Below are 20,734 nucleotides of genomic sequence, written 5' to 3'. Positions count from 1 at the left end.
AATTGTTAGTATTTCACATTATTTATCAAATTTTAAAACATGGAAACAAGTGTAACCATTATTGGTATCGTGATTGCTATTATAGTGGCGATTCCTATTTATTTTTCGGCTAAGTCAAGTGCTGCAAACAAATCAAAAATTCTAAATATAAAAAAGAAATTCAATCCTACTCATCCGGAAGAGTTTGATTTAACCGAATCACAAAGCAATAAAACGCTCACAATCGATCAAAAACACCGAAGATTTATATTGATGAATTTCAATCCAAATCAACAGGAATCAACTTATTTGGACTTAAAAAGTGTCTCTTCCTGCAAATTGGTCCTGACAACCGAAGGGCAATCTGATACAATTGTAAAAATTGATTATGAGTTTATAGATAAAGAAACATCCAAAAAAATCACAATCCCATTCTATGATTTTGATGACGATCGCATCAAACAAATAAGCGCTTACCAAGATCATATGTTTGCAAAAAAATGGCTTAAAATCATCCAAGATTCTATTTCACGTTAGTTATTTAATTCAAAAAAAAGAGACTCATTTTGGGTCTCTTTTTTATTTAGCGATTTATGATATTTGTCATTTTATACCTTCTCATGAAATAGTAATTTTGATGAAAACTAAATCCGTTTTTTATGAAAATCTCGCTAACTCAGAAATATAATGTTCCTGGACCAAGATATACAAGCTATCCTACAGTGCCTTATTGGAACGAAAGTGCTTTTACGGTTGAAGAATGGAAATTATCATTTCAGAAAGCATTTTCAGAGAGCAATTCAGAAAACGGAATAAGTTTATACATCCATTTACCTTTTTGCGAAAGCATGTGCACCTTTTGTGGTTGCAACAAACGAATTACAAAAAACCATTCTGTCGAAGAAAAATACATTGAAGCTGTTTTGAAAGAATGGCGTTTTTACTGTAAATTACTTCCAGAAAAACCCCTAATAAAAGAAATTCATTTAGGTGGAGGAACTCCGACATTTTTCTCTTCTGATAATTTAGAACTTCTAATAAACGGAATATTAAGTCGTGCAGTAAAAGCTGAAAATCATGAATTTAGTTTTGAAGGACATCCCAACAACACTACATACGAACAACTAAAAAAACTGTATGATCTTGGCTTTCGCCGAGTAAGTTTTGGCGTTCAGGATTATGCCGAAAAAGTACAAAAAGCGATTCACAGAATTCAGCCTTTTCACAATGTAGCAAAAGTAACTTTTTGGGCAAAAGAAATTGGATATAAATCTATTGGCCATGATATTATTTTTGGATTACCATTTCAAACCATAGAAAATATCATCGACACAGTTGAGAAAACAAATTCATTAAAACCAGATCGTTTGGCGTTTTATAGCTATGCTCACGTGCCTTGGATTAAAGGAAATGGACAAAGAGGTTTCTACGAAGAAAATCTTCCAAAAGACGCTGAAAAAAGACAACTTTACGAAACAGGAAAACAATTGCTTTCCGCTAATGGTTATCACGAAATTGGTATGGATCATTTTGCCTTGCCTTCAGACAGTCTTTACCATGCTGCACACAACAAGAAAATGCACCGAAATTTTATGGGATACAGCGCATCAAAAACGCAATTAATGATTGGATTAGGTGTTTCGTCTATTAGTGATAGCTGGTATAGTTTTGCTCAAAACACTAAAAGCCTTGAAGATTACTATCAACTTTTAGATGCTGATCAATTGCCTGTTATTAAAGGTCATATTTTAAATGATGAAGACCTAATTATTAGAAAACATATACTTAATCTAACTTGCGAACTGGAAACTTCCTGGAGTAAAGATTCTTTATACTTTAAAGAACTTCCGGAAGTTTTAGAATCTTTAAAAGAAATTGAAAGCGATCAGTTAATCGTGATAGAAGAAAATAAAATCAAAATTACGGAAGCTGGAAGACCTTTCGTTCGTAATATCTGTATGGCTTTTGATTTACAATTAAAAAGAAAATCACCTGAAACCAACTTGTTTTCAATGACTGTTTAATGACAATCCGGTGTTCCCTGAACAAATAAACTCATATTTGAAGGTGAGATATAAGGAATTCCCAAACCTAAACCTCTTAATATAAATAAGATTCCAATTATAACAGCAACATAAGGAATCGCTTTTTGGATTTTATTTCTAAAAGGCATTTTTAACATAGAATGTATGTAAACTACGGCAGTCATCAAAGGTAAAGTCCCTAATCCGTAAAGCAACATATAAACAACTCCAAGCGAAGCACTTTGCATAGCAATTGCTCCAAATAAAGCTACATACACCATTCCGCAAGGCAAAAATCCGTTTAACAAACCAATCGTAAAAAGAGATTGATAACTTTTCTTTTTAAACTGGCTTCCAAGACTGGATTTTATACTGGCAATTACTTTATAAACAGGTTTTGAAAAATTATATTTTGAGAATATTTTCTCAGGAACCAGCACGATGACAATCATAAGTACGCCAATAAAAATCGACATATTCTGCTGCATTCCAGCTAAAAAAAAGCCGCGTCCCAATAATCCAAATATCAAACCGATTGTAGAATATGCGGTTAATCTGCCTAAATGATACGTGAGTATTTGTATTACTTTCTTTGCTTTGTTTTGGTGATCAACAGGAAGCATCATTGCAATAGGACCACACATCCCAACGCAATGAAGACTACTAATAAGACCAAATATAAAAGCAGAGTATAACATTCTTTAATTTACGTAAATCACTTCTTTTGTTAAGTATTTTTTACCCTCATATTGCCATTCCATATTGACATCCCAGCGTCCTTTAATCAATTTTTTCTGTGGAATAAGTAAAGAAGAATTATTTAAAGCAAGCTGAGTATCAAAATCAAATTTCTTATTTGAAGGTCGATACAATAAAACATTTCCTTTAATTTTATCACTTTCAAAAGTTGCCGGAAAAGTTACAGTTACTCCTTGATCATTATATTTAATAACTGGTTTGTGCTGCAAATCGTGTGCATTTTGAATTCGTGCCATTTCCTCCTGAAAATGAGTGTCATGTTTGTAGTATTCTTCTACAACCAAATCGTTATCATATTTACTATTTGATTGTACTTCAAAAACAAAATATAAAATAAATGTCATAAACAATGCAAATGCAATGACAATTCCGGTACCCCAATTAATTTTCATGATTGTATATTTTTAATTAAAACTTCGCGGTCCTAAGAAATTTGTAGTAGTAGTTTCAAGTAGTTCCGAACCGTTATAAACACCAATTTTAACATTCGTTTTATCACTTTCCAATAAGGCTTGATCTATTTTTATAAATAATGTTCCTTGAGAGATTCCTTCTTTTGCAACTTTAAAATGTCTTTTTCCAACATTGTTTATTTCGCCTTTCTGATCAATCAACTCAAAATGAATATCGTTATAATCTTTCATTGTTTTGTTTACAATTTTATAGGTGTACACATTACTGATTTTTTCTCCTTCATGCTGAAAAAGCTGACCAGGTAAACGCAATACAACTGCCTGAACATCCGTTCTTAAAAATAACATTCCAACAAAAATACTCAACAATATAAACAGAACGGCTGTATACCCTTTCATTCTTGAAGTGAACTTGAATGGCTCTTTTTTAGCAATTTCATCTTCAGAAGCATAACGAATCAAACCTTTAGGCAATCCAACAGAATCCATTATATGATCACATTCATCAATACAGGCTGTGCAATTTGTACATTCTAATTGTGTACCATTTCTAATATCAATTCCCATAGGGCAAACATGAACGCACTGAAGACAATCAATACAATCGCCTTTTCCTGTTAATGCTCTGTCTTCTTTTTTATTAAATTTTGCACGACCTTCTTCTTTTTCGCCTCGTACAAAGTCATAAGCCACGTTAATTGATTTATTATCTAAAAGTACACCTTGCAATCTACCATAAGGACAGGCTATAATGCAAACTTGTTCACGAAACCAAACAAAAACAAAATAGAAAATTCCCGTAAAAATAAGCAACGCAATAAAATTGCTTGACTCTTTAATTGGTCCTTTCTCAACCATTAAAAACAAAGCATCACTTCCAACTAAATAAGCAAGAAAAACATTTGCTATGAGAAAAGAAATCAAAAAGAAAATAGTCCATTTTATAAGCCTTTTTCTAATTTTTTCTGCATCCCATTCCTGTCTTGCCAAACGGGACTGAGCCCCTCTGTCACCATCAATCCAATACTCAATTCGGCGAAAAACCATCTCAAGAAAAATGGTCTGCGGGCAAATCCATCCACAAAATATCCTTCCAAAAACAACGGTAAATAAGATTATAAAAACAACGCCGACCAGCATTGAAATGACGAACAGATAAAAATCTTGCGGCCAGAACGGGAATCCGAATATATTAAAACGACGTTCAAGAATATTAAACATCATAAATTGGTTTCCGTTTACTTTAATAAACGGATTTATAAATAAGATTGCCAGCAAAACATAACTGACAATCTTTCTATAATCATAAAATTTGCCAGACGGTTTCTTGGGGAAAATAAATTTCCGTTTACCACCTTCATCTATTGTTCCAATGGTATCTCTAAAAGCTTCGTCTGATAAATTTGACATGGTATTCTATTTTATTTTTTAACTTCTGTGGTGTCTTTTTTTGGTGCAGCTGAGGTTGCATCGTTTATTGGAGCGCTCTCGTCTACCCAAACTTCACCTTCTGCTTCTTTTGGATCTTTTGGATTACTTCCTTGTAAAGACAAAATATAACTCGCTACTTTTTGAATTTCTTTTGGCTTAAGAGTTCCTTTCCAGGCAATCATTCCTTTACCGTCACGACCTCCATTTGTAATAGTGTGGAATAAGTTTTTAATTCCTCCACCTAAAATCCAACGGTCATCAGTCAGGTTCGGTCCAATTTGCCCTCCTCCATCTGCTCGGTGACACGCTACACAATTGGTCGTAAATATTTCTTTACCCGCATCTAAACTAGGTGCATCCGTAAGCAATACAACTGTTTTTTCATCCATTAAATCCGGAGCAGTTTTCAAATATTCATCGACATCAATTTTTGCTTGAGCCATTTCCTTTTTCAATTCCATTTCCTGATTATCTCCACCAAACAACTCATATTTTGCTACGTAAATAACACCAAAAACAATACAGATGTAGAATAAATATACCCACCATGGCGGTAAATTATTATCCAACTCTTTAATTCCATCATAGTCATGATCCATCAATAAGTCACCTTCTTTTTCCATAGGCTGTGTTTTAGTCAGCTTATGCATAAGGTCTTTGTACCAAGTGCTTTCTTTCAAACTCAGACTATCTTCGTAATCTAATTTTGCTTTCTCTTCAGGAGACATCAATTGGTACATTACGCGATTTACTGCGCTCAATGTAATCTCGATTGCGATCAGAATAAAAAGAAAGACAAATAAAAAGACAGAAACCATTGGATATTTTATAAATGCCGGTTTATCTCCTGAGTCTATAAAATACTCCATTAAGGCAAAACCGATGAAGAAAATCAGCGGTACTCTAACGTATACTGGGAAAAACTTTTTCATTGTTATCTATCTTTTGAAATTATAATACTCCCTTCGTCTAAAGGAATCTGACTCATTTCCTGAATTTTATCTTTTTTATACGAAAACACCCAAAAGCCCAATCCTACAAAGAAGAAGAAGAAAATCAAGAGAGAAATTATCGGGTAAACTTCTATACCCGATATTGTTTCCATATTGTGTTTTATTTGCTCAAACATAATGCTGTTATTTAGAAGTTTCTTTTACCTTAATATCAGTACCTAACCTTTGTATGTAAGCTATCAGCGCAACGATTTCTCTTTCATTCATTGGAATAAATTTTTCGCCTTTTGCTGCAGCTTTTTTCTTGCTGTCTTCATAGCTTTTTACAAAATCAGGATCACTCTCCAGGCTTTTTTCTATTTTAACAGCCTGTTCTCTTAATGTACGCTGTGCATTGGCAACCTCTTCTTCTGTATAAGGTACACCTAATGTAACCATCGCTTTCATTTTCTTTTGTGTCAAAGAAATATCAAGAGGTTCATTATCAAATAGCCATTTATAACCTGGCATAATTGAACCAGCAGATGTACTTTGTGGATTCCACATGTGGTTAAAATGCCAATTATCATTGTATTTTCCACCTACTCTTAATAAATCCGGACCGGTACGTTTTGATCCCCATAAGAATGGATGATCATAAACAAATTCCCCAGCTTTTGCTTGAACTCCGTAACGTTCTACCTCGCTTCTAAAAGGACGCACAGACTGAGAGTGACAACCTACACAACCTTCTCTGATGTATAAATCACGTCCTTCTAACTCTAATGGCGTATAAGGTTTCACACTCGAAATTGTTGGTATATTCGATTTAACCATAATTGTTGGCACAATTTGAATAATACCACCAATTAAAATTGCAACTGTTGCCAATATTGTTAACTGAATTGGCTTTCTTTCTAACCAAGAATGGAATTTTTCACCATTTAATCTACTACTTTTTATTGTTTGTAAAGCCGGAGCCTGAGCCAATTCATCTTCAATTGTTTCACCAGCTTTCACAGTCATAATAATATTATAAACCAGCGTTAGCATACCAATTAAGTACAAACTACCACCAATAGCTCTCATCCAATACATTGGCATAATTGCTGTAACCGTTTCAAGGAAGTTTCCATAAGTTAAAGTTCCGTCCGGGTTAAATTGCTTCCACATAGAAGCTTGTTGAAAACCAGCCACATATAACGGAATAGTATAAACAATAATCCCTAAAGTACCAATCCAGAAATGGAAGTTCGCTAATTTTTTAGAAAATAATGTTGATTTGGTCATTCTTGGAATCAACCAGTAAATAATACCAAATGACATAAATCCGTTCCATGCTAAAGCTCCAACGTGTACGTGTGCAACGATCCAGTCTGTATAGTGCGCAATAGCATTTACATTTTTAAGAGAAAGCATTGGTCCTTCAAAAGTTGCCATACCATAACCTGTAATTGCAACTACAAAGAATTTTAAAACCGGTTCTTCACGTACTTTATCCCACGCACCTCTTAGAGTTAACAATCCGTTGATCATACCTCCCCAAGACGGAGCAATCAGCATAACTGAAAATGCAACTCCTAAATTTTGAGCCCAGTTTGGTAAAGCAGAATATAATAAGTGGTGAGGTCCTGCCCAGATATAAATAAAAATTAAAGACCAAAAGTGAATAATTGATAATCTGTAAGAATAAATAGGGCGATTTGCGACCTTAGGAATGAAATAATACATTAACCCAAGGAAAGGAGTAGTTAAGAAAAATGCAACCGCATTATGACCGTACCACCATTGTACAAGTGCATCCTGCACACCCGCGTAAACGGAGTAACTTTTTAAACCTGAAACAGGAATTTCTATATTATTGAAAATGTGTAAAACAGCTACAGTTACAAATGTTGCAATGTAAAACCAAATCGCTACGTACAAATGGCGCTCTCTTCGTTTTAGCATTGTACCAATCATATTGATACCCATTACGACCCAAATAAGTGCTATTGCAATATCAATAGGCCACTCAAGTTCTGCGTACTCTTTCGAAGAAGTATAACCTAATGGCAATGTAATTGCTGCAGCAACAATGATAAGCTGCCAGCCCCAAAAATGCAGATTACTAAGAAAATCACTGAACATTCTTGCTTTTAATAATCTTTGCATAGAATAATACATTCCGGCAAAGAACGCATTTCCTACAAAGGCAAAAATTACGGCATTAGTATGCAAAGGCCTTAGACGACCATAACTAAGCCAGGAGATCCCATCTGTTATATTGGGAAAAAGGTACATAACCGCCAGGGTCAGACCTACTAACATACCTACTACTCCAAAAAGAATAGTGGCGTAAATGAATTTTTTTACAATTTTGTTGTCGTAATAAAACTGTTCCATTTCCATAATTATACTTGTTTTTCTTCGGTTGGTGAATTATTGTTCTGAGGAGTAATTTTTGTTTCGTCGTCAAAAAGCATTCTGACAGATGGTGTATAATCATCATCATACTGTCCGGATTTAACAGCGATGATAAAAGCAATAAAGAAGCCTATTGCGACACAAATACTAACTGAAATTAATAGATAAATTACACTCATACCATAAATTTATGTTAACAAAATTAGTGGGTTACTGGGGTATAAAATATGATAATTATCATTGTCAAATGACTAATGATAAATTTACTAAAAAAACGTTCTAGAATTATTTATAATCATTTTAAATTACTCTTACTGAAATAGTTAGACATAAAAGTAACAAAACTCACAATCGTAATTGTACTTAGAGGCATTATGATTGCCGCCACCAGAGGAAGTAAATTTCCTGTAACTGCAAAAGCCAGCCCTACTACATTATACAATAGTGATAAAATAAAACTCATTTTGATAATTTTTATAGCATTATGCGAAAGATTTAAAAAATAATCCAGTCTCGAGAATTCACTCGCATCTAAAATCGCATCGCAGGCAGGCGAGAAAACATTGACATTTTCAGAAATTGAAACCCCAACATTGCTTTGAGCCAGTGCACCGGCATCATTTAAACCATCTCCAACCATCATGACATTCTGCCCTTGTTCCTGGAGTTTTTTTATGAATTCCAGTTTCTGATCTGGTTTCTGATTAAAAATTAATTCTGTATTTTTTGGTAGAAGAGTTTCAAGAGTGGCTCGTTCTCCGTCATTATCGCCTGATAATACTTTTATCTGGTAGTTTTTACTTAAAGTCGAAAATAACGTTCTTAGACCATCTCTATACTGATTTTTAAAATTAAATCTACCTAAATAAACATCATTTATTTTTATATAAAGTGCCGTTTTTTCAATCTCTGAAGATTGGAGTTCAGACTGTTCAAGAAAGGAAGCTGAACCTATTTTAATTGTTTGGTTTTCTACAGAAGCTAAGATTCCTTTCCCGGTTATTTCTTCAAAATCATCTACTTTGATTCTAATGGTTTCCGGCAAAAAATCATATAACATACGACTTAAAGGGTGATTAGAACCACGCAGCACATTTTTAATTAAAATCAAATTTTCCTCATCAATCTCTTTACCTTCGTAACTAATATTTGATTTCTTATTCGTTGTAATTGTACCCGTTTTATCAAAAACTATAGTGTCTACTTTTGCCAATTGTTCAATTACTATAGCATTTTTTAAATACATTTTTTGTTTCCCCATTATTCGCAATATATTTCCGAAAGTAAATGGAGCTGTTAATGCAAGCGCACATGGACATGCAACAATCAAAACGGCTGTAAAAACATTAAAAGCAATATTAGCATCTATAAAAATCCAATATCCAAATCCTGCAAATGCTATTAGTAATAATATAGGAGTAAAATACCTGCTTATTTTATCAGTAATTGTTTTATGTTTTTGATTTACCTTTTTCTGAAAAATTTCATTACTCCATAATTGAGTCAAATAACTTTGAGAAACAGAATGAAGTACTTCCATCTCAATAACTTTCCCAATTTGTTTTCCTCCGGCAAACACCTTATCACCAGATTTTTTTGTGATTGGAACTGCTTCACCAGTTACAAAACTATAGTCAATCTCCGCTTTTTCACTAATTAGAATACCATCAACAGGAATTAATTCCTGATTTCTAATCAATAATCTGTTTCCTTTCAAAACATCATAAATAGGAACGCTTTCCTCTGAAGTATCTGAATTTATACGTGTAACCGCAATTGGAAAATAGGATTTAAAATCTCTTTCAAAACTTAAAAAACTGTAGGTTTTGATCTGAAACATTTTTCCCAAAAGCATAAAGAAAACCAAACTCGCTAAACTGTCAAAAAAACCCGGTCCGTGATCCATCAGCATATCGTATGTACTTCTGATAAACATAACAATAATCCCCAATGCAATTGGAATATCAATATTCAGCATTCTGGTTTTAATACTATGGTAAGCAGAAACATAATAACCGCTTGCAGAATATAAAAAACTAGGCAAAGCCAAAATGAAAATTAAAAATCTAAAAAATGGCTTGTAATTATCCAGCCAGAACTCTTTAATTTCGAAATATTCAGGAAAAGACAGCAGCATAATATTCCCAAAACAAAAAAATGCCACACCAAGCTTATAAGTTAAGCTTCGGTCAACATTACTTTTTCCAGTTTCATAATTTTCAAGACTTATATAAGGCTCGTAACCAATGGAACTAAGCAAATAAACAATTTCTTTGAGTGAAACCTGATCCGATTTGAAAGTAATTCGGACTCTTTTTTCCGGAAAATTAACTTGCGAAATACTTATTCCGCTTTGAATTCTGTTTAAGTTTTCAAGTATCCAAATGCAAGAACTACAATGTATATGCGGAATATTTAAAGAAACAATTGAAGTATTTCCTTCCTGAAATTCGAGTACTTTTGTGAGAATAGCATCATTATCTAAAAAATCATATTTCCCTGCAATATCCTGTGGAGTTGCTCCGGGTGATTTTTCGAAATCATAATAACAGGTTAAATCATGAAGACTAAAAATTTCGTACACGGTTTTACAACCGTTGCAACAAAACTTTTTTTCATCAAAATTGATTTCTTCATTTTTAGGAATCGTTATCCCACAATGAAAACAACCTTGCTCACTCATAAATTTGTTTTTTTTTAATGTAACAAATATTCAAAATAAGAAGCCATGTTAAAAATGACATTTATCATGTAAAAACTAAATAGAATTCTAATTTAGTAAAATAAAGGAAGCGAAATACTGTCGTAAAAATTTTCTTCAATTTTTAGCCATAATACTGGGAAAGAATGTGAATATTGGTTAATTTTGCAGTAAATTTTTTTTGCTATGAATAAATGTGACCAGTGTATTGTACGCCAACTTTCTTCTCTCAAAGCCCTTAATAAAGAAGAAGTTGTAAAATTGGCTAATAGCAAAACCACTTATACAATAAAAAAAGGCGAAGCACTTTTTGAAGAAGGCGAAGTTACCAATGGCGTTTTTTGTGTAAAGGACGGAGTTGGAAAATTATCAAAGTTGAGCGCAAATGGTAAAGACCAAATCGTAAAACTGGTTAAATCTGGTGAACTTCTGGGGCAACGTTCCATGATTAGTAATGAGCCTGCCAATTTATCTGCAAAAGCAATAGCCGATATGGAAGTTTGTTTTATTCCTAAAGCTGAAATTCTTCATTTCTTTAATAACAACAATCAGTTTTCTCTAAATTTAATGCAATCTGTCTGCGAAGATTTGAAAGAATCTGAGAATGAGAAAATTGCTTTGGTTCAAAAAACTGTAAAACAACGTCTTGCAGAAACTCTTTTACATTTGCATGATGAATTTGGTGAAAATAGCGACAAAACACTAAAAGTACAGCTAACAAGAGAAGAGTTAGCAGGAATAATTGGTACAGCTACAGAAAGCTGCATCCGATTATTATCTGACTTTAATAAGCTGGACCTAATTGAACTTGTTGGAAAAAAAATAATGCTTAAAAACATCAAAGCATTAAAAAAACTAGCCGAATAATTAAAGTTTTTTAGCTTCGTTCCAAAAAACATCCATTTCAGCCAAAGTCATTTCCATTAAAGGCTTTCCTAAATCATTCGCTTTACTTTCCAAATATTGAAAGCGCTTTATGAACTTTTTATTGGTTCGCTCCAAGGCATCTTCAGGATTTACATTTAAAAAACGAGCATAATTTATCATAGAAAACATTACATCGCCAAACTCAGCCTCAATTTTATCCTGATCTCCTTTCTCGACTTCAACCTGCAATTCTTGTAATTCTTCCTGAACTTTATCCCAAACCTGATGTGGTTCTTCCCAATCAAAACCTACTCCTTTAACTTTATCCTGAATTCTGCTTGCTTTCACTAATGCAGGAAGGCTTCTCGGAACTCCTTCTAAAACTGATTTTTTACCTTCTTTTAGTTTAAGTTTTTCCCAATTTTGTTTCACTTCTTCCTCATCTTTCACCACTGTATCGCTATAAATATGCGGGTGACGATGGATTAATTTATCGCAAATTTCATTGCAAACATCAGCAATATCAAAATCATTAGTCTCAGAACCTATTCTTGCATAAAAAACAATGTGCAATAACAAATCTCCAAGTTCTTTTTTAACTTCGTTTAAATCATTGTCTAAAATAGCATCACCCAATTCATAAGTTTCTTCAATCGTCAAATGCCTTAGCGTTTGTAAAGTTTGCTTCTTATCCCACGGGCATTGCTCGCGCAATTCATCCATGATAATCAATAATCTTTCGAAGGCTTTTAATTGAAGTTCTTTACTCATCTTTATTATTTTATAAATTCATCTAAACAGTTGTAAAAATAAAGAATCCTGTCAAGAAATTATCTTAACAGGATTCTTTATTTTTGAAAGTATCAAATACTATTCTTCTTTTTTAGCTTTAGCTTTTTTAGCCGCAGGTGCTTTTTTTGGCTTTTCTTCTGCAACCGGAGCCTCTTCTGCTACTTCAACAGCTGCAGGAGCAAGATCAGTTACTAAACCTTTAGCCTGAAGTGTATTGTACCAGTTTAATACCTTTTTAATATCTGAAGGATAAACTCTTTCTTCATCATAATCAGGTAAAATTTCTTTAAAGTAAGCACTCAAAGTAGCATTGTCTTCTTTATGCGAAATAGCCTGACCTTTATTTTCTTTAGTAGCAATTTTTTGCATTACTTCAGTCAACGGTTTTTCTCCTTCGTATGTATAAATTGAAATTTCAGACAATAAACTTACATTACTTTTTAAGTTTACTGTGATTTTTTTTCCGTCTAATAATGATTCTGCCACAAAACCTGTACGAGTTTGCACTTTCAATACGTATAAACCTGGTTTACCTGAAATGGCTAAAATTTTGTCTAAATTCATGTTTATTAAAATTAGTATTAAGAATTTCTCTATTGTATTTTTTTTGTTCTAAAAAGAACATCTTTTTTATCTTCCTTTTTTTGCTGCAGCAAACTTCATTCTGTATTCCTGAAAAGTTTTACCTTCAGTAATATTTTTTAATTTTTTCTGAATCAAACGCTTTTTCAAAGAAGATATTTTATCTGTAAATAAAACACCTTCAATATGATCGTATTCATGCTGAATAACTCTTGCAATTAAACCATCAAAAACTTCTGTTTTCATAACAAAATCTTCCTCACAGTACTCGATCGTAACAGTTGGTTTTCTATAAACATCTTCACGAACATCCGGAATACTTAAACAGCCTTCATTAAAACTCCACTCCTCGCCTTCTTCTTTTACGATTTTAGCATTTATAAAAGTCTTTTTGAAACCTTTCAACTCTTTTTGTTCTGCTGATTCTAAATCATCATCTTCGCTAAAAGGAGTCGTATCGATAACAAACAAACGAATTGCCATACCTACCTGTGGCGCAGCAAGGCCCACACCATAAGCGTTGTACATGGTTTCATACATGTTTGCTATTGTTTCTTTTAAGTTTGGATAATCTGGCGTTATTGCCACACCTACTTTTCTTAAAACAGGATCACCATATCCTACAATTGGTAAAATCATTTGTGTTATTTTATTGTATTATCTACTGAAAAACTGAATTTAATTTCCCATAATTCAGCTGGCAAAAATAGTAAAAAATAGTCTACGAATAATTGCAAACATTATATAATATCATATTTTTTACCAAATCTGTTAAAATCTCATCCATAATTATGCCAAATTAATTCGTACAATTCTTACCTTTGTTAGTAAACCTCTCCATATGTTTGATCGAATTTCAAAATTTACCAATAGTACTTCATTTCTAAACGCCTCAAAAGTAACGATCGCTTCTGTTGTACCGGTACTGATTTTAAATCTTTTAGGACATTTCGAAATAGGTTTTACAATCGCTTTAGGTGCTTTTTATACCTATCCTAGCGACATTCCGAGTTCACTTAGCCATAAAATAAAAGGACTAATTGTAGCTTCATTTATTGTTTCCGGTGTAAATTTATTAGTCAATCTTGCTTATCCTTATCCGGTTTTATTTTATCCTTTTTTAGGATTTTTGCTGTTTTTATGCTCCATGATTTCTGTATATGGACAAAGAGCCACTTTAGTTTCTTTCTCTGCTTTATTATCTATCTCTTTATCATTTGGTCATTTGCATGAAGGCTGGGAAGCTTTTGAATATTCTGGTTTTATATTTCTAGGCGGAATTTTATATCTGGTTATTTCTCTTATATTTCACTTTATTCAACCTTATAAATATGTTGAACTTCAAATTGCTGAAGGCATTAAACTTACTGCTAAATATTTGAAGTTAAGAGGCGATTTATGGAATCCCGAAGCAGACAGAGAAACGATTATAGAAAAACAACTTGCAGTTCAAGTTGAATTGAATCTGGTTCATGAAGATTTACGAAAAATGCTAATCGGCAATCAAAATACTTCGGCCGCGACCGCTCAAAACAGAAAAATGTTACTTGTTTTTATCACGTTGGTCGAAATTCAGGAACTTGCTTTATATACTTCTTTTGACCATAATAAGCTTCATGAAAAATTTGCCAAACATCCTGAAGTACTTAGAACATATCAAAATGTAGCATACAAATTAGCTTCAACATTAAAAAAACTTTCCAAAAACGTGCATCATATTGCCGTATATGTTGACAAAAATGATTTAAAGAATGAGCTTGATGCGTTAGAATTTGCCATTTTTGACTACGAAAAAAGTCTAGGCAAAGAAGAAGCTTCTGAAGGTGTTTTGATGCTGACAAATATGCTGAAATATGCTAAAAATCAAGTTGGAAAAATAAAAATTATTCAGCGTGCTTTCTCGCTTGCCATGCAGTCTTATAAACTTAAGGACAAAGACAAAGAACTTGAAAAATTCCTAACACCACAATATTATCCGTTGCGTACTTTAATTGAGAATTTAAGTTTTTCTTCGTCAATTTTCAGACATTCGCTTCGTTTAACGATTACCATTCTTATTGGTTTTTTGATTGGAAAAATGCTTCCTTTTCAAAACGTTTACTGGATCTTGCTAACAATTGTGGTTATTATGCGACCTGGTTACGGGCTAACCAAAGAACGTTCCTATAACAGAATTTTTGGAACTCTATTAGGAGGACTATTTGCTTTTGGAATTGTCTCAATTGTCCAAAATCATGTTGCACTCAGTATTTTTTCGATAATCTGTATGTTATTAGGAATCTCTTTTACACAGATTAATTATAAAATCAGCGCCACTTTTGTAACAATGTACGTTGTTTTCATTTATGGAATTCTAACACCGGATGTTGTTGAAGTTATTCAGTTTAGAATACTGGATTCCCTTGCAGGAGCGACATTAGCTTTCATCGCTAATCAGTTTTTATGGCCCGCCTGGGAATTTATTAATACACCAATTCATATTGAAAATGCAGTTCGTGCCAATAAAAATTACCTAAAGGAAATCGCTGATTTTTATAATAAAAAAGGTGAAGTTCCAACTTCTTACCGTTTGGCCCGAAAACATGCTTTCGTAGAAATTGGCAATTTAATGACTTCATTTCAGCGTATGATGCAAGAGCCGAAGTCGAAGCAAAAAACACTTCCTCTTGTCAATAAATTAGTTGTGCTAAACCATTCTATTTTATCCGCTTTAGCGTCATTATCCACTTATATTCAATCGCATCAAACAACATCAGCATCTGAATCATTTAATTATATTATAAAAACCATTTTATCCAATCTGGATCAGTCGATTTCGGTTTTACGAAATGAAACTGTAATAAAAGACACTTTCTTTGATAAAGATGACGTTACATTACAATTTGAGGAATTAAAACGAGTTAATTTTAAACGTCTCGCAGAGGACGATGATTTGGATAAGGAAACGCGTCAAAACAAAATGCAGGAAGCTCAAATGGTTATTGAACAATTAATATGGATGAGCAATCTGGCAGAAAAGATTTTAAAAATAACCAAAGAACTAAAAGCAACAAATCCAGATTAATTCATCTGGATTTGTTGCTTTTTATATAAATTAAATGCTTAATTATTTAGTTTCAAAACTTCAGCCGTCTGTTTTCTAAGCGCTTCTAAAAGTTCTGGTTTGTCATTTAAAGTTTGTCCGTAAGAAGGAATCATTTGCTTCATTTTCGCTTTCCATTCCGGAGTTTGACTTTGATTTGTAAAACATCTGCTAATCAAGTCAACCATAATCGCAACCGCAGTAGACGCTCCCGGAGAAGCCCCAAGTAAAACCGCTAAAGATCCGTCATGTGTATTGATTACTTCGGTACCAAATTCTAATACTCCACCTTCTTTCTCATCCTTTTTAATTACCTGAACACGTTGTCCGGCTTTTTCTAATTTCCAATCTTTAGAACGTGCAGAAGGCAAATATTCACGAAGTGCTTTCATTCTATCTTTTGGAGATTGACGAACTTGCTCAATTAAGTATTTCGTCAAAGGAATATTGTGATAACCTGCAGATAACATCGGAATTAAATTGTTCGCTTTTATCGACATTGGTAAATCCAAATAAGAACCATTTTTCAAGAAACGTGTCGAAAATCCTGCAAAAGGCCCAAAAAGAAGTGCTTTTTCGCCATCAATTACGCGTGTATCAATGTGAGGAACAGACATTGGAGGCGCTCCAACACTTGCTTTACCATAAACTTTAGCCTGGTGTTTCTCAATTACTTCGGGATTAGTACATTTTAACCATTGACCGCTTACAGGAAAACCACCATAACCATGTCCTTCAGGTACGTTTGCTTTTTCCAATAATGGCAAAGAACCTCCGCCGGCACCAATGAAAACAAATTTGGTATACGCTTTTCTTTTTTGTCCTGTAGATATGTCAGTGATTTTAATTCTCCATGATTTATCCTCACGTTGTTTTAGTTTTTTAACCTCATGATTAAAATACAAAGTTACACCGTCAAGTTTTTCAAGATAATTAAACATACTTCTGGTCAAGGCTCCAAAATTCACATCGGTACCAATTTCCATGTAAGTTGCAGCTAATTTATCATCTGCTCCTCTGCCTTCCATAACCAATGGCATCCATTTTTTCAGCTGCTCAAAATCGGAACTAAATTTCATTTGAGAGAAAATTGGATTGCTTTGCAAAACCTCAAATCTTTTTTTAAGATATGCTATATTTTTATCACCCCATACAAAACTCATATGAGGAACACTTTTAATAAAATTATCAGGAGATGGTACCTTCTTTTCTTGTACTAAATAAGACCAAAACTGACGTGAAACCTCAAAAGCTTCTGCAATACTAATTGCTTTTTTAGGATCGATACTTCCGTCAGCCTTTTCTGGGGTATAATTTAATTCACAAAAAGCAGAGTGTCCGGTTCCGGCATTGTTCCATGCATCAGAACTTTCGGCTGCAGCCACATCTAATCTTTCGTAAATTTCAATTTTTAAATCAGGTTGTAACTCTTTTAAAATTAATCCAAGAGTTGCGCTCATAATTCCAGCTCCAATAAGCACTACTTCACTATTGGAACGTATTGTATTGTCAGGCATAACAGTAATTTGTTTTTAAAGTGCAAAGGTACTTTTTTCATTCGCAAAAAAAAACTAAATTTTGCATGATAAAAGTTAGAAAATCATATTTTTTTCTAAATAAAGTGAAATTTTTAAGCCGTAAACTCAAAAACGATTAGAAGAAAGATAATCCTGAAGCATAATTGTCGCTGAGATCTCATCAATGAGACCTTTATTCTGACGTTGTTTCTTACTTAATCCGCTGTCAATCATGGTTTGAAACGCCATTTTTGACGTAAAACGCTCGTCAACGCGAATAACTTTCATGTCTGGAAAGATATTTGAGAAATGTGTAACAAATCCTTTTATTATTGAAGCACTCTCCGATGGCTGACCGTTCATTTGTTTCGGTTCGCCGATAAGAACGGTTTCTACTTTTTCTTTAGAAAAATAATCTTTCAAAAAATCGATTACCGTATTTGTGGGAATAGTAGTTAAACCGGATGCTATGATCTGCATTTCATCTGTAACAGCGATTCCTGTTCGTTTTTGTCCGTAGTCGATGGAGAGAATTCTTGGCATTTTAAAATTTTTATCAAAGATAACTATTTTTAATTTTTCTTGCTTTAAAAATGAAATCCATTACTATGAAAGATAGCATCAAAAAACAAAATCCGCCCGAATAATTCGAAGCGGATTTGACCCTAGATATAAAAAAACACTAAAAATCCTTCTTTTATCTATTAAACAAGCGTCTAAAAAAGCCTCTTTCCTCCTCTTCTTCCTCTTCCTCTTCATACTGTACAAACTTAGATAGCGCACGTTCATGTTCAAGTATTAGTTCTTTAATATACTCTACATACGTTCTCTTTTTTTCTTCAAGAAACCCTATTAAATATTTTTCACTGAACTCTACACCACTTGCCGCTTCGATTTGCAAAAGTTTTTTATACAATGGCTCAATATGCATCGCAATTACTTCTTGCGGAACAGATTGTCGTCTTCCAAAATAATTTACAATTACGCCATTTTCATCTTTGGCAATTTCAAAATCGGTTATAACCCAATAATATCGGCCTGATTTTGCTAAATTTTTTACGATTGCGTGAAAATTTCTACCTTGTTTTAAATTTTCCCAAAGCACTTTAAAAATAACTTTAGGCATATCTGGATGACGAATTATATTATGGGGTTGTCCCATTAATTCATAATCCTCATAACCACATACATCGACAAAAACTTCATTGGCGTATTCTATAATACCAAAAGCATTTGTTTTACTCATAATTACCTGCGTTTTATCCCACGTAACTTCTTTGTCGATAATGGTAACTGGAGTGCGAATTTGATTTTCCTGATTCATGTTTTACTGCTTATAATGTTGTTTGGATTGGTAATTTAATTCTGATTTCTCAGAATTAATCCGACAAAAATAGAGAGAAGAAAAAATGCAAAATCTGATTTTTGTCATATTTTGACACTAAAAAAACGTTTTATGGCTTTTTATTTTTAATAATTTCAATAAGCAACGCCAATTTTTATTTATCAAATTAAAAACAAAATGTTATATTTATAACACTTTCAAAAGCTTTTACTTTTCTGCTTTTCTACAAATACGTTATCTTTGCCAAAAATTAAAACATATGAATTCTTTACAGACTATAATTGAACAAGCTTGGGAAAACAGAGCTTTGCTACAAGAAACTGCAACTACAGATGCTATTAGAGAAGTAATCGAATTGGTTGATGCAGGAAAATTACGTGTTGCTGAACCAGTTGGAGACAAATGGCAAGTAAACGAATGGGTTAAGAAAGCCGTTGTAATGTATTTCCCAATTCAAAAAATGGAAACATGGGAATCTGGTATTTTTGAGTACCACGACAAAATGTTGCTAAAAAGAAATTATGCTGAAAAAGGAATTCGTGTAGTACCAAATGCTGTAGCACGTTATGGGGCCTACATTTCTAGCGGTGTTATCTTAATGCCAAGTTATGTAAATATTGGTGCTTATGTAGACGAAGGAACTATGGTTGACACATGGGCAACTGTGGGAAGCTGTGCTCAAATTGGTAAAAACGTACACTTAAGTGGAGGTGTTGGTATTGGAGGCGTTTTAGAGCCATTACAAGCTGCTCCTGTAATTATTGAAGACGGTGCTTTTATTGGTTCTCGTTGTATTGTTGTAGAAGGTGTTCACGTTGGTAAAGAAGCTGTTCTTGGTGCTAACGTTTGTCTTACTGCTTCAACAAAAATTATTGACGTAACCGGAGATGAGCCTGTTGAAATGAAAGGTTTTGTTCCTGCACGTTCGGTAGTAATTCCTGGAAGTTACACTAAAAAATTCGCTGCCGGAGAATTTCAGGTTCCATGCGCGTTAATTATTGGTACTCGTAAACCTTCTACAGATTTAAAAACTTCATTGAACAATGCACTTCGCGAATACGATGTTGCGGTTTAAATTTTAAAGTCTAAATAGATTTAAATACTTTAAAATCCAAATTCCAATCATTATCAATTGGAATTTGGATTTTTTTTATTTCAAATTTCTTTTCTGAAGTTTTAAAAGCTTTGCATATTTCATATAAGAGAAAAAAGCCTGAATCATGGCAATTGACAATCCGTCGACGCCATTAAAAATACCTTTTTTGAAAAAATAACAACGAACAAAAGCTACAGTTCCGTTTAAAACCGGTTTGAAAGTATTTATTCTTTTTCCCTGATCGAATAATTGTTGTGCATGCCAACCAGAATATTGGTTTTTCTTGGCTATAATCTGATCCAAAGAATCCCAACCATAATGCAAAATATGAACTGCGACCTTTTTCTCATTTTGAGTAATGATTTTTTGATGCACTTTTGATTCAGATGGATGAGCTGTTTTTTTATTAAAAAAACGAACTTTATGATCCGGATACCAACCCGAAAAATCAATAAGTTTGTCTGCCAGAAAGTTTTTCACTCTAAAACTGAATGCATCATAATTTCCATCCAGATATTTTTTGTTCAGTATAAATTCTTCGGCATCTTTATCTAAAAATTCATCAGCATCGAGATTAAGAATCCAATCATTTTTACAATAAGGTAAACCATGTGTACGTTGTGGCCCATCTCCTAAAAAAGACTGCTGTATAACAGTTGCTCCTTTTTCTTTAGCAATTTCAACTGTGCGATCCTTGCTAAAAGAATCTACAACAATTACTTCATCACATACTTTAAACAAAGCATCTAAACATTTTCCAATATTTTTTTCTTCATTAAAAGTAATTACTAGACCACTAATTTCCATT

At 33.2% G+C, this 20,734-nt stretch carries 20 protein-coding genes; 5 read left to right on the top strand and 15 right to left on the bottom strand.

Annotated elements, in window-relative coordinates:
- Positions 1-39: 39 nt before the first annotated feature.
- On the top strand, positions 40-516 hold the full coding sequence (locus BD847_RS02300) for a hypothetical protein (protein WP_115886643.1): 477 nt from the start codon (positions 40-42) through the stop codon (positions 514-516).
- 122 nt (positions 517-638) lie between these two features.
- Positions 639-2,003: an oxygen-independent coproporphyrinogen III oxidase gene (hemN, locus tag BD847_RS02295; protein WP_115886642.1), complete on the top strand. Its 1,365-nt coding sequence runs from the start codon at positions 639-641 to the stop codon at positions 2,001-2,003.
- Here the strand turns inward: hemN and BD847_RS02290 are convergent.
- The 8 genes from BD847_RS02290 to BD847_RS02255 all read right to left on the bottom strand — a co-directional run bounded on the left by BD847_RS02290 (position 2,000) and on the right by BD847_RS02255 (position 10,627).
- Positions 2,000-2,701: a sulfite exporter TauE/SafE family protein gene (locus BD847_RS02290; protein WP_115886641.1), complete on the bottom strand. Its 702-nt coding sequence runs from the start codon at positions 2,699-2,701 to the stop codon at positions 2,000-2,002. The genes hemN and BD847_RS02290 overlap by 4 nt on opposite strands.
- A 3-nt stretch (positions 2,702-2,704) precedes the next feature.
- Positions 2,705-3,154, bottom strand: a complete 450-nt coding sequence (locus BD847_RS02285) for a FixH family protein (protein ID WP_115886640.1) — start codon at positions 3,152-3,154, stop codon at positions 2,705-2,707.
- Between the two features lie 12 nt (positions 3,155-3,166).
- Positions 3,167-4,585, bottom strand: coding sequence for a cytochrome c oxidase accessory protein CcoG (gene ccoG / locus BD847_RS02280; protein ID WP_115886639.1), 1,419 nt, complete (start codon positions 4,583-4,585; stop codon positions 3,167-3,169).
- 11 nt (positions 4,586-4,596) lie between these two features.
- Positions 4,597-5,538: a cbb3-type cytochrome c oxidase N-terminal domain-containing protein gene (locus BD847_RS02275; RefSeq protein ID WP_115886638.1), complete on the bottom strand. Its 942-nt coding sequence runs from the start codon at positions 5,536-5,538 to the stop codon at positions 4,597-4,599.
- A gap of 2 nt (positions 5,539-5,540) precedes the next feature.
- Complete coding sequence (locus BD847_RS02270) at positions 5,541-5,735, bottom strand: CcoQ/FixQ family Cbb3-type cytochrome c oxidase assembly chaperone (protein WP_115886637.1); 195 nt, start codon at positions 5,733-5,735, stop codon at positions 5,541-5,543.
- 7 nt (positions 5,736-5,742) lie between these two features.
- The gene (gene ccoN / locus BD847_RS02265; protein ID WP_115886636.1) at positions 5,743-7,929 is read right to left on the bottom strand and encodes a cytochrome-c oxidase, cbb3-type subunit I; all 2,187 of its coding nucleotides are present in this window, start codon (positions 7,927-7,929) and stop codon (positions 5,743-5,745) included.
- Between the two features lie 2 nt (positions 7,930-7,931).
- Positions 7,932-8,123: a cbb3-type cytochrome oxidase assembly protein CcoS gene (ccoS, locus tag BD847_RS02260; protein ID WP_115886635.1), complete on the bottom strand. Its 192-nt coding sequence runs from the start codon at positions 8,121-8,123 to the stop codon at positions 7,932-7,934.
- Positions 8,124-8,239: 116 nt separating this feature from the next.
- Positions 8,240-10,627, bottom strand: a complete 2,388-nt coding sequence (locus BD847_RS02255; protein ID WP_115886634.1) for a heavy metal translocating P-type ATPase — start codon at positions 10,625-10,627, stop codon at positions 8,240-8,242.
- A gap of 204 nt (positions 10,628-10,831) precedes the next feature.
- Here BD847_RS02255 and BD847_RS02250 point away from each other — a divergent pair, with 204 nt between their 5' ends.
- Positions 10,832-11,512 carry a Crp/Fnr family transcriptional regulator gene (locus BD847_RS02250; RefSeq protein ID WP_115886633.1) on the top strand — a complete coding sequence of 227 codons (681 nt, stop codon included), beginning with the start codon at positions 10,832-10,834 and terminating at the stop codon, positions 11,510-11,512.
- Here BD847_RS02250 and mazG read toward each other — a convergent pair whose 3' ends face one another.
- From mazG to def, 3 genes are all read right to left on the bottom strand, one after another.
- Complete coding sequence (gene mazG / locus BD847_RS02245) at positions 11,513-12,283, bottom strand: nucleoside triphosphate pyrophosphohydrolase (protein WP_115886632.1); 771 nt, start codon at positions 12,281-12,283, stop codon at positions 11,513-11,515.
- A 99-nt stretch (positions 12,284-12,382) separates the two neighbouring features.
- Entirely contained in the window at positions 12,383-12,868 is a 486-nt protein-coding gene (locus BD847_RS02240) for a DUF5606 family protein (protein ID WP_115886631.1), read from the bottom strand.
- Between the two features lie 66 nt (positions 12,869-12,934).
- Positions 12,935-13,525: a peptide deformylase gene (gene def / locus BD847_RS02235; protein ID WP_115886630.1), complete on the bottom strand. Its 591-nt coding sequence runs from the start codon at positions 13,523-13,525 to the stop codon at positions 12,935-12,937.
- A 202-nt stretch (positions 13,526-13,727) separates the two neighbouring features.
- On the opposite strand from def, the gene BD847_RS02230 reads away from it, so the two are divergent.
- Positions 13,728-15,950, top strand: coding sequence for an FUSC family protein (locus BD847_RS02230; RefSeq protein WP_115886629.1), 2,223 nt, complete (start codon positions 13,728-13,730; stop codon positions 15,948-15,950).
- 38 nt (positions 15,951-15,988) lie between these two features.
- Here BD847_RS02230 and BD847_RS02225 read toward each other — a convergent pair whose 3' ends face one another.
- The 3 genes from BD847_RS02225 to BD847_RS02215 form a co-directional block, all read right to left on the bottom strand.
- Entirely contained in the window at positions 15,989-17,485 is a 1,497-nt protein-coding gene (locus BD847_RS02225; protein ID WP_115886628.1) for a malate:quinone oxidoreductase, read from the bottom strand.
- Between the two features lie 126 nt (positions 17,486-17,611).
- Entirely contained in the window at positions 17,612-18,028 is a 417-nt protein-coding gene (gene ruvX / locus BD847_RS02220; RefSeq protein ID WP_115886627.1) for a Holliday junction resolvase RuvX, read from the bottom strand.
- A 154-nt stretch (positions 18,029-18,182) separates the two neighbouring features.
- Complete coding sequence (locus tag BD847_RS02215) at positions 18,183-18,809, bottom strand: PAS domain-containing protein (protein WP_115886626.1); 627 nt, start codon at positions 18,807-18,809, stop codon at positions 18,183-18,185.
- 280 nt (positions 18,810-19,089) lie between these two features.
- On the opposite strand from BD847_RS02215, the gene BD847_RS02210 reads away from it, so the two are divergent.
- Complete coding sequence (locus tag BD847_RS02210) at positions 19,090-19,905, top strand: 2,3,4,5-tetrahydropyridine-2,6-dicarboxylate N-succinyltransferase (protein WP_073409737.1); 816 nt, start codon at positions 19,090-19,092, stop codon at positions 19,903-19,905.
- Positions 19,906-19,980: 75 nt separating this feature from the next.
- Here BD847_RS02210 and BD847_RS02205 read toward each other — a convergent pair whose 3' ends face one another.
- On the bottom strand, positions 19,981-20,733 hold the full coding sequence (locus BD847_RS02205; protein WP_115886625.1) for a glycosyltransferase family 2 protein: 753 nt from the start codon (positions 20,731-20,733) through the stop codon (positions 19,981-19,983).
- Position 20,734 lies beyond the last annotated feature (1 nt).

It is taken from the genome of Flavobacterium cutihirudinis, assembly GCF_003385895.1.
Lineage (GTDB): Bacteria > Bacteroidota > Bacteroidia > Flavobacteriales > Flavobacteriaceae > Flavobacterium > Flavobacterium cutihirudinis.
Note: the sequence above shows the minus strand (reverse complement) of the source record. Positions and strands in the feature narration are given on the sequence as shown.